The sequence below is a fragment of the Aquimarina macrocephali JAMB N27 genome (genome assembly GCF_000520995.1).
Classification (GTDB): Bacteria; Bacteroidota; Bacteroidia; order Flavobacteriales; family Flavobacteriaceae; genus Aquimarina; species Aquimarina macrocephali.
Map to the genome: position 1 here is coordinate 148881 of NZ_JACA01000013.1, position 14538 is coordinate 163418.

Annotated in this window: 10 protein-coding genes; 1 reads left to right on the top strand and 9 read right to left on the bottom strand. The window is 33.7% G+C overall.

All coding sequences use genetic code 11. The features are described from left to right. Positions 1–122: 122 nt before the first annotated feature. The 7 genes from pbpC to Z054_RS0110145 all read right to left on the bottom strand — a co-directional run bounded on the left by pbpC (position 123) and on the right by Z054_RS0110145 (position 11780). Entirely contained in the window at positions 123–2474 is a 2352-nt protein-coding gene (gene pbpC / locus Z054_RS0110110) for a penicillin-binding protein 1C (RefSeq protein WP_024769951.1), read from the bottom strand. A gap of 43 nt (positions 2475–2517) precedes the next feature. Continuing rightward, positions 2518–3435, bottom strand: coding sequence for a bifunctional metallophosphatase/5'-nucleotidase (locus tag Z054_RS0110115; RefSeq protein WP_024769952.1), 918 nt, complete (start codon positions 3433–3435; stop codon positions 2518–2520). Further along, on the bottom strand, positions 3425–4195 hold the full coding sequence (locus Z054_RS0110120) for a 5'-nucleotidase C-terminal domain-containing protein (protein WP_024769953.1): 771 nt from the start codon (positions 4193–4195) through the stop codon (positions 3425–3427). Before Z054_RS0110120 ends, Z054_RS0110115 begins: the two co-directional genes overlap by 11 nt. An 81-nt stretch (positions 4196–4276) precedes the next feature. After that, positions 4277–4570 (bottom strand): antibiotic biosynthesis monooxygenase family protein, encoded by a 294-nt coding sequence (locus Z054_RS0110125; protein ID WP_024769954.1) that lies wholly within the window; start codon positions 4568–4570, stop codon positions 4277–4279. 29 nt (positions 4571–4599) lie between these two features. Next, positions 4600–5112: a hypothetical protein gene (locus tag Z054_RS0110130; RefSeq protein WP_024769955.1), complete on the bottom strand. Its 513-nt coding sequence runs from the start codon at positions 5110–5112 to the stop codon at positions 4600–4602. A gap of 59 nt (positions 5113–5171) precedes the next feature. Further along, positions 5172–10697, bottom strand: coding sequence for an alpha-2-macroglobulin family protein (locus tag Z054_RS0110135; protein WP_024769956.1), 5526 nt, complete (start codon positions 10695–10697; stop codon positions 5172–5174). Positions 10698–10847: 150 nt separating this feature from the next. Further along, complete coding sequence (locus Z054_RS0110145; protein ID WP_152538520.1) at positions 10848–11780, bottom strand: hypothetical protein; 933 nt, start codon at positions 11778–11780, stop codon at positions 10848–10850. 392 nt (positions 11781–12172) lie between these two features. Between Z054_RS0110145 and Z054_RS0110150 the strand changes: the two genes are divergently transcribed. Beyond that, entirely contained in the window at positions 12173–12358 is a 186-nt protein-coding gene (locus Z054_RS0110150; RefSeq protein ID WP_024769958.1) for a hypothetical protein, read from the top strand. Positions 12359–12456: 98 nt separating this feature from the next. On the opposite strand, the gene Z054_RS0110155 is transcribed toward Z054_RS0110150, so the two are convergent. Together Z054_RS0110155 and Z054_RS0110160 are read right to left on the bottom strand one after the other, a co-directional pair. Beyond that, positions 12457–13533, bottom strand: a complete 1077-nt coding sequence (locus tag Z054_RS0110155; protein WP_024769959.1) for an isoaspartyl peptidase/L-asparaginase family protein — start codon at positions 13531–13533, stop codon at positions 12457–12459. 2 nt (positions 13534–13535) lie between these two features. Continuing rightward, positions 13536–14519 carry a toll/interleukin-1 receptor domain-containing protein gene (locus Z054_RS0110160; RefSeq protein WP_024769960.1) on the bottom strand — a complete coding sequence of 328 codons (984 nt, stop codon included), beginning with the start codon at positions 14517–14519 and terminating at the stop codon, positions 13536–13538. Positions 14520–14538: the final 19 nt, after the last annotated feature.

The window sequence follows — 14538 nt, forward strand, 5'->3', positions numbered from 1 at the left end:
TTCAAAATTTAACAATTTTATTATTTTAACACAAAATTGCAGTATTTTATGTTTTTATTAATAAATGTGTTTTTAAGTTGATTACGGAGAAAAAATAGAAGAGTTATGGGTTTAAATCAAAATCACTCTTTGATTTCCATTTTTCGCTTTAATTCATTTCCTTTTTCGTCCAAAACAGTAATAACATGTACTCCTGGTTTTGGAGCCACAGCCATTTCATGAAATTGCTTTGTTGTTCCAATAAATTCATTGTCAACATACCAAAACACTCGAGTTTCTGGATTTGTATGCGCAATTTTAAGAATTACCTCATTGGTTTTACCATCAAATCCTTTGGGTAAGTAGACACTACTATTGGCCTTTGGAAAGATAAAATCCATTCGTTCCTGAGATTCTTTTATACAGTCTGGTCGATAAGGCGGTAAAGAACGATAATCTGCATTACCTGTTTTAAAAAAATATTCTTGTAATGGAGGTAACACAAACCAAGATTCATGAATGATATTGGCAACAGGTTCACAAGAAGAATTTACTCTGTATTGCTTCGCGGTATCCAGGTGCACTAATTGATGATATGGGCAAGGTTTGGTTCTAGTTCCCGAAAAAGGAACATCCATTTGTTTGGTTGGGCAGTTGCTACCCGCCAGAAAACCACTTTTAGTACAGACTGTTACAGTAATCAGATCATCATACGGAGCAGGGAACCATTTAGATTTTGGTAATAGATTAAACACATCAAATAAAACAGGTGCAGCCGAATTTAATCCTGTGAGTTCTGGTCTTCCTTCTCCATCGGCATTGCCAATCCAAATTCCTACTACATACTTTTGACTGGCACCGATTGCCCAAGCGTCTCTGTTACCAAAACTGGTTCCTGTTTTCCAAGCAATCTCTCTCGAAGAATCATAAAATTCCCAGGCTTCATCACCCTCTGGTCGGTTTACTTTTTTCATAGCCTCAAAAGTTAACCAAATACTTCCGGCACCATACACTGGTTTTTGTTGTGTGCTTTTACCAAAGTCTACTTCTCTATCGGCCAAAACAATTGGTTCTGTAAATTCTTGAGTAAAGTATTCACTAGATGTACTTTGATAGTGGTTTAACGTGCCCGCAAAGCCAGCATATATTTTACTAAGATCCCAAAGATTTCCTTCTGCTCCTCCAACAATCAATGACAATCCATAATGGTCAGCTCCATATCTCAAATCTCTAATATGAAACGCATTCATTTCATCTCTAAATCTTTGCAATCCATACTGTTGCAATAACCGAACTGCTGGTATATTTAAAGAACGAGCCAAAGCTCGATTTGCCGGAGCAGCACCGCTATAACCTTCATCAAAATTCTTGGGGTTATATCCCGAAATTACTGTAGGGATATCAGAAACCAATTGTTCTGGTAACAATTCACCTTTATCCATCATTGCGGCATATAATAATGGCTTTAATGTACTTCCCGTACTGCGTCCTGCCTGGACGATATCTACATCTTTTTGATGTGCTCTGTCGGTTGGTGAATTTCCTATATAACTTAACACTTCTCTGGTATCAACATCTAAAACCAAAACTGCCATATTATGCACCTCATTTTGTTTTAATACCTCGTGATGTTTTCTAACTACTCGATTAACTTGTTTTTGCAGTATTGGATCAATTGTAGTTTGTACTCTTTTACCATTATGTTCTTTTGCCAATCTTTCCAACAAATGAGGAGCTGTTTGTGGCAAAAAATAAGGTTTTTGAGGTAATGTTTCACTTATTGATAATTCGTATGTCAATGAATCGATTGTCTCTTCTTCTAAAAGGGTATGAAGCAATCGATTTCTTTTCTTTAGTAATCTAATTTGGTTTTTTCCAGGATAGATTAAAGAAGGGGCATTAGGTAATACTGCAAGTGTTGCGGTCTCTGCCCAGGATAATTGATGAGCGGGTAATCCAAAATAACGCCAAGCTGCCATATCAATCCCCACTACGTTACCACCAAAAGGAGCATGAGAGGCGTATAGTTTCAAAATCCTTTCTTTAGAAGTTCCAAACTCCAGTCGTGTGGCTAATACTAATTCTTTTAATTTTTCAAAATAGGTGCGTTTTTTACCTTTTCGTGCCAAACGAATAACCTGCTGAGTGATAGTACTTCCTCCTCTAACCACTTTACCTGCACTAATATTTTCGTTAATCGCTTTCCCCATCGCTACTGGGTTGAATCCGAAATGTCGATAAAATTGCTGATCTTCAAATGCGATGATACACCGTTTGAATTTTTCGGGCACACTATCGGTCTCAGGGAAACGCCATTGTCCATCGATTGCAATTTTAGCACCTAATAATTCTCCGCTTCTGGTTTCAATTACTGTAGCAGTTGGATCATTAAATAGTGGTCTTGGTAATAAAAAGTAATATATAACCAATACTACTCCAAAGATTATGAAGCGTTTTGGATGAGTTTTTATGTAGTTTCTTACGTTTTTAAACAATGTGTACTATGGATGAATCTATAAATTATTCAAAAAAAATATTTTAAACCTCTATTGACCTTCCTTCTACTGTTTTACTCCCGTTGGTGTCAAAATAAAAATCAATTTGTCCCATATACACTCCACTTTTACCACATTGATTGACGAGTACTTTCTTCCCCACTAAATTGTCTATAATAACTGGTTTCGGTAATAATGTATGCGTATGACCACCTATAATCAGGTCGATATCTTTTGTCTTTTTTGCCAGATGAAGGTCAGAAACTTTATCTTGAGCATTTTTATAATCATATCCAATATGAGAAAGGCAAATTACAAGATCGCAATGCTGATCTTCTTTTAATACCCTCGTGATATCTTGAGCAATTTCAATAGGGTCGAGATATTGAGTTTCTTTATATAAATTTTTATTCACTAAACCTTCCAATTCTACTCCTAAACCAAAGACTCCGATTTTAATCCCATCTCTTACTAATATTTTATATGGTTTTACTATACCATCTAGCACCGTATTTTTAAAATCGTAATTGGCCGATACAAAATCAAAAGTGGCATTAGGTAATTGGCTTAGTAATCCATCAATTCCATTATCAAAATCATGATTCCCTATCGTTGCAAGATCATAGTTTAGTTTTGACATCAGTTTAAATTCAATTTCACCCCCGTAATAATTAAAATATGGAGTGCCCTGAAAAATATCTCCTGCATCTAATAAAATGGTGTTTAGATTTTCTTTTCGTACTTTTTCTATGATCGATGCTCTTCTGGCAAACCCTCCTAATCCAGGGTATTTATAATGATTGTTTGGTAGTGGATCAATCTGACTATGCACATCATTGGTATGTAGTACTGTTATCTTTTTTGATACTGGTCTAACACAAGATACTAAACTCACTCCTCCTAAAGTAGCAAAAGCTGTTGCCGATGCTATTTTCTGTATAAATATTCTTCTATTCTGCATATCTCATTCTTTTATCCAGTTGTGCTTTTAATGTATCTATTGATTTAAAATAATCGATTAGTGCATTTCTGAACTTATAATCTGTTTTATATAATTGTATAGGATCTTTAAAGAAATTCATACTATCTCCCCCTTGTTGTAAATAATCTGTAGTAAGCACTAAATAGGTTTTACCGTTTTGTAATGGTTCACCATTAATAATTAATTTTTGTACTTCTTTTGATTGTTTTACAATACTGAGTCGTAAATTAGAAACAGGGTGTGCTCGTTGTTTTTCGATCAAATAAGAAACTAACTCCTGTACTTTTTCATAAGATAATTCTACTACCACCAATTCATTTTCAAAAGGCATTACTTCAAAAGCTGTTCTTGCAGTTACCGGTCCTTTGAGTATTGGTGCCCGTATACCTCCATGATTTAATAATACAAAATCAATTTCTTTATTATATCTTTTTTTAAAAATCGGTTCTACCTGATGTAAAGAAATATCTGCTGTAAGGTTACCCAATTTGCTTTCTAATTCTCCATCGTGTTTAGTTAAATCTACTGTAGCAATACACAGTGTAGCATCTAAAGTTTTATTCAAATGATCTCGAAAAGGTGTAATAAATGAATCTATAGCTTTATCTGCAATTATTGTAGAATCAATTTTTTGTTGAATTGCTGAGATCTTATTTACCGAAACCGATTGTTGCTTACAGGAACAAACAATTATCAAGCAAAAAAGACCTGTTAAGAGCTTATAAAACTTAGTATTCATATATTTTCGACTTTTCAACAATGGTAATAAAAAAAACAATATGTTGCTTTATGGTTAAGTTAAAATAACCGCTTTGCTATATCAGGATAATATAGATGCATAATGTTGCACCATAGGAAAAGGATCATAAAAATGATGTAATAATTTTTTCCATTCCTTATATTCTTCAGATTTTCTAAAACCTGTTTCATGATCTTCTATCGTTTCCCATTCTACCAACAATACATATTTGTCATTTTCTTCTATACATTTCAATACATCATGCCTAATATATCCTTTCATAGCAGAAATTATTTTTTGGGCTTCGTTAAAAGCTTGCTCAAAAGCTTCTGATTCTCCAGATTTTATATATAAAATTGCTTGCTCTAAAATCATTATTTTATCAACTATTGTGGTAACAATTTTTATTTACTTAAAATGGTTTCTATTTTATCTAATGAAATTTTATTTATGTTTTTGGAATATGTTCCATATACCATCTTTTTTTTAAGATTAACATCCAAAAAACCAGTCTCACATGAAAAGAAATCATAATCATCCATTTTTCCATTTTCAGAGTCCTTCCAAATTTTGTTTGGAGCAATTAAATAATGGTTCCCTATCTTAAAATGATCTGTATATGGCCGACATAGCATTCCATTATCTCCCCAAATTTGAATGACTTTACGAGTATCTTCACCTTTATATTTTTTAATAACTTCTACTTTCATTGCTAAAGGTATTTTCTTCAATTTTCCATCATCTTCAAACTCCAAAAATTCAGAATACTCAATTACTTTTACCAGAGCAACAAACCCTCCTGTCGAAACTGAGGAAAATGAGCAATCTCCCTTACAATCACAATCACATGCAATGGCTTGAGAAGAATACAATCCTATGACAAAGAGAGCTATGTATTTAAGCAGGGGGTTTTTCATAATATTTGTACTATTTTAATTCGGATTAAAGAGATTATTCTGTAGCCAAATCAATTAATCTATTTCACCACTTCGACCCATTTCCCTTTACTTCTTACTAGATAATCATTATCATACATGGCTTCGCATTGGATACCTGGCAGATAGTATTTACCTAGATAGGATGCATTTAATAAAATGGTCATCGTTTTACTTTCATTTGGTTTTAGGTCAAAATAGAAATTCACTCTATCATCACGAATATCAGTATGTGTTACCGCATTAGCTTTAAACGATCCAAAATCTGTAAATCGAGTATTGACTACTTCCCATCCTGATGGGAAAATTTCGGTCAATGCAATATCTTTTACTTTAGAACCTGTAGTATTAGTAATCGTTACTTCTGCCACAAAATCTGTTCCTTGAGTTAATAGAATCGGATTAATTATATTACCATCCCTGGTCTTATAATCTACAATTGCTCTAAACTTGTTTTGAATTACTTTTTCCTTACCAACAGGTAGAATTCCACTTGTTGCAATTTGTACAAAAATGGTATTATCCTTATTGTTTTTGAGCACCAGTTTATTGTCTTTTAAAATAGATATATCACCAGAAGTTGCCAATGTCTTGTTTGTATTAGCATTTGTTGATTTTCCGTTAAGAATATAGTTTACATTTACACCTTTTCCTCCTACATAGGTTGCATATTTTGCCATTGCCATTAATGCATAAGATGTAGTTTGCGTACTCATCCAATTTTTGGAAGATAATTCTTTAGCCAAATCCACTGCCACTTTCTGCGCCTTCACTTTTTGATCTAAAGCTACAAGTGTTTCTAGTGCCATTGCCCGATTTCGACTTGTAGACCCATAGGTGTAATGATTATTATTTCTAGGTTGAAAATCAATATTTGCCGAATTAAGCAATTGGTTTGCTGCATTTGTCTGAGCAATTAGCCCATAAGCTGCCGCTAATCTCAATTTGGCATCATTAGACAATCCTGATGTCTCCCTTAACCTGTTCATTGATGACAGATCAGGGCTCCCGGCAAGTGCTAATGTATATAATCGATAAGCTTGTGCCAAGTCATTGTTACCACTTCTCCATCGTTTGGCTTGCTGCTGCTGATAATTAATCCAGTTACTTTTAAAACCTATTGGCAATACATATCCTTGTTTATTTGCTTCGAGCAAGAAATGACCGGCATAAGTAGTTCCCCAATCATTAGGGTTACTATATCCAGGCCAATATGACATCCCACCATTTGGTTGTATAAAACGTTTAAGTCTATACATAGCAGCTTCTATATTTTTCTGTATTTTTTGCTTTTTATCCGATGATAAATTGAAGACATCACCAAGATATAATTGTGGGAATGCTGCCGAAGTCGTTTGTTCAACACAACCGTGTGGATACCGAATCAGGTAGCTTAATCTACTTTCAAAATTCATTGGTGGTAATGATGAAAACTCAATCGTTGCACTGTTACTTCCATCAATTCCAAATGCTGCAAAGTCTACTTCCTGCTCACTATTAGGTTCCAGAACAATAGAAGTGACTTCTGTCGTTATTGGATTTGGGTTCACTATATTAATAGGAACTTTATATGATGCTTTTTCTCCACCGCCGCTAGCCACTACTTCAATATCTGTAATAGAAGCTCCTTCTAGCACTTCGATATCAAAATAGACCATTTTTTCATCAGGTTGAGGAAACGATAGTTTTTGTTGCGTCTCGCCAATTACCGTAAATCCTTTGTTAGGCTTTAAGGTAACGGTTACGTTTTTTACTTTATTTTCCATCGCAAAAACGGTAACTGGTATTGTTACTTTTTCTCCTGGAGTAATTTTACGAGGAATTGAAGTTAGTACCATTAAAGGTTTGCGTACCGGTGTTGTCTTATCTACACTACCATAGGCTGCTTTTTCTGCATCTGAAGCTACAATCATCGTACGTACAGATCCTACATATTTTGGAATTTTAATCTTATGAGCACGTGTCTCTCCTTTTTTAAGTTCAAATGGTCCTTCAAAAACAACCATAGGCTTAAATCGGTTTGCTTTTTTGGATTTACTGCCTCCAGCTTCTGCATCACCACCAATACTAAATACCTGATTGATACTTCCGCCGTAGGCGCCAATTACATCATCATACACATCCCAGGTTTTTACTCCAAGTGCTTCGCGAGCGTAAAAGCTGTTCCAGGGGTTTGGTGTTTTAAACCGTGTTAGATCCAATAAGCCCTCATCTACAATAGCAATAGAATATGTCATGGGTTTACCATTATTTTCTCCAACTTTCAGCGTAATCGTTTCTTCTGGTCGCAATACATCTGGCATTGTTAGTTTAGGTTGAACCTTGGTATTCGGGTCTTCAACAGAAATTGGAACGATCCCATATAAGCGTATTGGTAAATCGTTTGCTGTATCGGCATGTGGTTGTAGTAATGTAATATTAATATACACATTGGGGGTGTATAATTCTTCGATCGGTAATTCGAATTTCGTTTCTCCTTTTTGAGGGGTTACCCATTGCGAAGACAGTACTTCTGTACCATTTTCTACTGTTACTAATGCTCTTCCGCCTTCACTAGATGGAAACGTTACAATAGCTTTCTCTCCTACATTATAGGTGTTTTTATCTGTTGAAAATAATAACATTGTTGCTGCCGAAGGATCATTTTTACGTGATTTTCCAGCCCAGCCTGGCCAATCGATATACATTATTTTTCCGGTAGCATGTCCTCCATTCGGATCTACCACTCTTACCAGATATCTTCCCCACTCAGGATATTTTAATTCGAAATTAAAATTTGCTTTACCATTATTACTGGTTGTTACTTTGGTTTTAAATACTTCGTTATGATATGATCCTCTATTATAAGAAGAGAGGTTATCTTCTGATGTATCCCACCACCATCTCCAATCTACCTTATAGATAAAAACTTCAAGATTTTTGACCGACTTAGGGATTCCTTTATCATCTACTGAAACAACTTCAAAATTATGTTTTGTGTCTGTTAACAACATCCCTCGTGCTTTATCGCCTTTAGGAACATTTACTCCTACATATGTACTATATGGTGAAAAATCTTTACTAATGACATCTGTACTAAAATCTCCTCCGTTTTCATATACTTTGGTAATAAAAGAGGCTTTTAGCATTCCTGCAGCTTTATTTTCAAGTTTTGGTTTAAGGTTAAAACTTGCTTTTCCTTCGCCAGAAATTCGCCCCTGAAATACTTCCTGTTCTTCGGTTCCAAACCTGCGAGTTGGGTCATCAAAAACATATCCTGGGAAGGTTTTAAAACTGGTTTTACCTGGATTGAATCGAACATTGATATCAGTTTTCAGGTTTTTGGCTATCGCTCCATGTAACCACAGCACTTCGAGATTACCTTGTATGTTCTTATTAGCCCCCAGAACTTCATCATCAAAGGTAGTTTTGATCTTAAGGCGGTTGGGTTTTATGGTTTCAATTTTAAGTGTTTTGCTAAAACTAGCTCCTCCAACATTAACTTTGGCTTGCCAGTTACCAGTAGGTGCTTCATCAGAAGTATTTACAACAAATTTGTAGAAATTATTGGTTCCATTAGTCTTTGTTTCCTGATAGGTAACTTTACCGTATGGATCACGTAACTCGAATTTTACCGGGTGTCCTTTTGGTAATTTATTTGCATTATCATTAAGCATAAAAGATAAAAACAAGGTATCTCCAGGACGCCAAACACCACGTTCTCCGTAAATATATCCTTTGATTCCTTTTTGCAATCTTACTCCAGAAACATCAAATTTACTTACAGATAGTGCGTTCCCATCATTCAATTTTACATAGGTTTGCTGTTTTCCCGATTGGGCAATGGCAAAATATGCAGGGCGATCTGCATCAAAACCTGTTATTCCTTCTGCATCGGTAGTCGCCACTCCCATTTCTTGTTGCTGATAATTATAAAAAGTTACTTTTACATTTGATACAGGGCTAGTGGTGACAATATCATTAACTGTAACCATATATGCATTATTAAGCCCTTTTTTAACTACTACTCCCAGGTTAGAGGCTAATACATTTGCACTTATTTTTTTATCTCTATAGTAAGAAGTGCTACATGGGTTCTCTCTTTCTTCCCAATTGTAGTCGTAATAATCATCATAATAGTATTGAGAACTATCCCAAAAACTGGATTCCTCTTCTTCGTCATAATTATCTGTCAATTCATTTATTGGGGTATCGTCTGCAGCTGCCCCATCACATTTGTAAAGCGAATAGGCTTTTCGATAATTTAGTTCTACTCTATAGATTGCTCCAGGTTCTGGTGTAATCAGCTTTTTTAAATCAATTGCAAAAGCATTCCATTTACTAAGATTTAAAGAAGGATTTTCTTGAAGATTAATTAGTTTTTTGGCAATTGGTCTTGCTACACTTCTCAAATCACTAGAACCATTAAGGTTATTGTTTTGTAAAAACTGAAGAACGTTATTTTCAAAGATTTTAACTACCTGTACCTCAACAGCCCGAAGGTTGATCGCTTCAAAATTAAATTTCAGATTATCTGAAGTAGGTAGAATCACTCCACTTTGTAGTAAACGAATCTCCGGATTGGGTTGTTGGAAAGATACATTTTCGGTATATGTGTTCTTTAATTTGTAATTATCTGTGCTTTTAATCCCTTCAAAAACAGTCACCTCTAATGTTCCTTTAAGTTCTTGTTTTGGGTATACTTTAAGCACATTTCCATTTACGGTATACTTTAAATTTTTTGTCCCAGAAATGGTTACTAAACCATTAAAATTTTGATTTTTCTTTAGTGGGTCAGAAAAATTGATTTCTACATATTGATTATCTACATTAGCGACCGAAACACTAATTATAGAAAAATTATTCTTCCCGGGTATGGCTAATACATCCTCGCCTTCGGTATCGATATCAAAAGATTTACCAGACCATTTAACATTTACTTCAGAATCATCTTCAAACCGTTGAATACTATCTATTCTAAAACTAAACTGACGGCTTTTATCGATTGATTCGCTAAATTTTACAGCTACTTTTTTTCCTTTTTGTGATGCAGTAATAAGTTGTTTTGCTACATCAAATTTCATTTGATCACTTGATGTTATTGTTCCATCTATATATTGCCAATCTTTACTATACGACTGAAGGTTATCTGTAATAATAGAAAATTGTTGTTTTAATGTCTTTACAGTAAAGACGAATTCTTCATCAAGATCATCTTCAAAATCTTTAACTAATTCTTCAAGATCTAGCGTAAAAGTGTAAGCCGTATCCTCATCAAACCCTTCTTCTGGTTGAAAAGAAATAGTTCGGTTGTTTACAGCAATTATTTTACCTTTTATCTTTGGTGATACAGTGAGTATATCTTTTGACAGTTCTTGATTATCATCCCAACCTTCTACTGGTGTTTGCAATACCACATATACGTTATCCAAAACTGAAATCACCCCTGAAGATACATCTGAGATATATTCTTGATATTTGTTTAATTCTGAAGCATTTGCCTCAGCTATGGATTGATCATCTTTTTTCTTACAAGAAAATACAAGTGTTACAAAAAGTAACAGATAGAGAATTCGCGATAATTTCATATTAGTCGATGTTTAGCGGATTAAAGGTAGTAATTATTTAACTGTATTCTACACTATCTTAACCTGCTTAATATTGTAAATTTCAATTCTATTATTTAATCCGTTTTTTAGTCCATTTTTTTGATCTTCATCCAACATTTCTACATTCATTTATTTACAATTAACCTGAAAAATAGGTTTATCTTCAATTTTGAAATTATCTGATTTAATATAGCTACCAGTACACAATTCATACTTATAGATGATGGACATATCAAAAAATGCTTCATCATCTATTCTATTTTCATTTCCTTCTTTATAAAACTCTAGATCAATATATGCTTGTTTTCCTTTATCAAAAATATGGTTTGCATTAATATCCTCTTTAAAGTGGTTATATGAGGGGTTATAAAGGAGTACAGTTTCAGAAGTATTCTTATTGGCTATTGCTCTAATAAATTCTATGTCTTCTCCTTCTGTTGGCAAAGGTCGTTTTCCTGAATATTCGTTTTCATCTATATATAATTTATTTTCTTTTAACATGGCATAAAAAGGGTATGTCTCATTTTCTCTAGTAAAAAAATAAACAATAAAATCATTAAGCCCTTTTATATTAAAATCAATTATAGTAGTATTTATTCCTTCATTTATGGCCATAAAAGAAATCATATCGGTATTCTTTTTAAAAGTTTCTACATAAGGATAACCAAAACAGTTAGCTTCATCATTAAATACCTGTTTCATTACATAGTGATCATCTTTTGATTTTTTTAAACTCACGAAACTTCGTGATTCTTCAAACCCCATAAAAGAGATTTTTAAACTGTCCTTTATGTTTTTATTATATCTCCCATAAAGTTCGAATTCATTTTTTTTGGTGTTTGGGGTAAACAAGAAAGTATGATCTCTATCTATACGCCAACTTCCTACCTGTACTCCTCCAAAGTAAGTAATCACAAATTTGCCATTTTCTAAAACGAATAGATGACTTCCTCCTTCTGGAGAATGAGAACCTAATGCGTACAAACCGACTATATCTTCCTTATTTTGAGCCATACCTTTGTTCATCATACAAATTATTACAAAAACCAATATTCTTTTCATTAGTCTATCATTTATATTAGCGTAATCATTTGATAAAAGTAATTAGATTCTTGACCTCGTTTCCCCCTGAAAATAGTGAATTTAAGACCCCTTGTTTTCAGTTAATACTAAAAATTATACATTAAAAATATTTGATGTTTTAAAAACTTTCTTTGCTATTTCCTTTTTAATAAACTGAAGTCATTACTATTGAAAACCTGTGATTGTGATCTTTTCTTCACGTACTAATTTTGTGTTAAAGAGAAAGTTACTCTTTTCAAAAACTATAACTTTAGTAATATTAACCATTTAATATATTTATATCACAGCTATAAAAATTACACTAAACAAAATAGACAAATACTATGAATGTCTATAAATAGTCATAGGAGTATAATCTTAAAACTCTAATTATGTTAAAAAAAATTTCAAATTTAGGTGAAGCATTAAGTAAAGCTCAACAAAAACAAGTTAATGGAGGAAGAGAACCTGACGGAGGTTGCAGAAGGTATGAATGGCATCCTGTTAAACGATGCTGTTGGTCTGATTATTATAATTGTTGTGATGGGACCCCAGAATGTCCAGCCCCATTGCTATAAAATATGATAGTATCGTTTTAATAAAAAAGGAGGACGATATCGTTCTCCTTTTTATATTTTTTGTGTGTATTTATAGACTGAATATTAACAAGTATATTCTACTCTTTCTCTTTATAAATTCCTATAGTAAGCTCTCCTGTAGCATTCATTGTGGCACGATACATTCCTGCAGTATTAAATTCCATCGTTACATTTCCCTTATTATCAATTGCTACGATCCCTCCTGTACCTCCAAGATCAGTTAGTTTTTTCTGTATCACCTCTTTTGCTGCTTCCTGAAGAGAAAGCCCTTTATATTCCATTAATGCAGAAATATCATGTGCTACCATCGCTCGTATAAAATATTCTCCCCATCCTGTACTTGATACTGCGCAGGTAGCATTATTGGCATATGTTCCTGCACCAATAATTGGTGAATCTCCTATACGATTCCATTTTTTATTGGTCATCCCACCTGTAGAGGTTCCTGCTGCCAAATTTCCATTTTTATCTAATGCTGCACAACCTACCGTTCCGAACTTAGAATCTTTTATAAACGGATCATAAAAAGCGGTTGTTTTATTAGCTTCTTTGTTTTTTAATTTTTCTTTTACTCTCTCCAGCGATTTCATTCTATCTTCTGTAAAGAAATATGCAGGATCAACAATCTCCAGATTTCTTTCTTTAGCAAACAATTCGGCTCCACTCCCTGATAATAAAACGTGAGGAGAGTTAAGCATTACTTCTCTGGCGAGATTGATTGGATTTTTAACTGTTTTAACTCCTGCTACTGCCCCAGCATTTAGGTTACTACCATCCATGATAGAAGCATCCAGTTCGTTAGTCCCATCATTAGTAAATACTGCTCCTTTACCTGCATTAAATAATGGAGAATTCTCAAGAACGTTTATTGTTTTTTCAACTGCTTCAAGGCTTGTTCCTCCATTTTTAAGAATGGTATGTCCTACTTTTATTGCTTCTTCAAGTTTAGCTTTGTAAGCCGCTTCTTTTTCTGGAGTCATGTTCTTTTTCAAGATAGTTCCTGCTCCACCATGAATTACAATTCCAAAGCTATCTTCTGGTTTTTTAATTTCCTCTTTAGCAGTTTCAACAATAGGTGTTTCTGCTGTTTCCTTTGGCTGTTCTTTACATGCCAAAAACAAAATAAAACTAAAAAAGATAATTACTCTTTTCATAATTAAGATAATTTGTGTTTACAATAATCGATTAAAGCGATTCTCCCTTGAAAGAATCTGAAGGTTAAATGTATACTATTTCCACCATTATCTTCCAAAGTTATTGATTTATTTAACTCAATATCATAGGGTTGATGCTGTCCTCCTTCGATGGCTATATTATCAGCATATAGTGATATTTTGTTGTTTGATTTTAACACAGGTTTTATTCGGCCCATAACTCCTGGTGTTTCACCAGATTTATTAAGGATTATAGATCCCGATCCTTTTGATTTTTCAACAGTTACTTCTATGTCTTCCTTTGGGTTAATATCTTTAAACAATACTGCAGGATACTCTGGATGTGCAATAAGCACCGTATACAATTTACGTGTTCGAATAATAAAATGTGCAAGACCTTTTTCATCAGAAAACCCTTCAAGATATGTAGAATTATTAGCCACTAATACTACTTTGGCATTTTTAATCGATTCTTCTTTTTCATTTACCATTTTAATAGTAAAAATGAAAGGTTTTGGATTAATCAGGGTAGAGATCTTTGACCATTTGCCTTTCAAAAAAGCTTGATCTTTTTTTATTTTTTTCTCGATCAGCCCAGCAAATTCGTCTGGGCTTCTATCTTTTAAGTTGATATACCCTACTGTTTTCAATATCCCAGGAATCTCTGTATCGTCAAATCTAGCTGGCAAAATATATTCTCTACTTTCCTGAAATGCCCTTGCCTGCATAGAGGCTCTCTCATGGTTTGTCCATAATTTTTGATTGTAAAACCCAGATATAAATAATACCGTATATCTTGCCCTGTTTTGATAAATCTCGGACAAATACTCATATAAGTTTTTACCCCATAAATTTGTTTCTTCAAACAGGTCATAAAACACCTTGATTCCTCTTATCCTAAGGCTATTTGCAACCTCTTCTACATATGCTCTATTCTCTCCAGCAAAAGAAAGCGCAACATCATATTCATAATTCTTGTTTTTCATCACTGACTTCTTTTTCTTT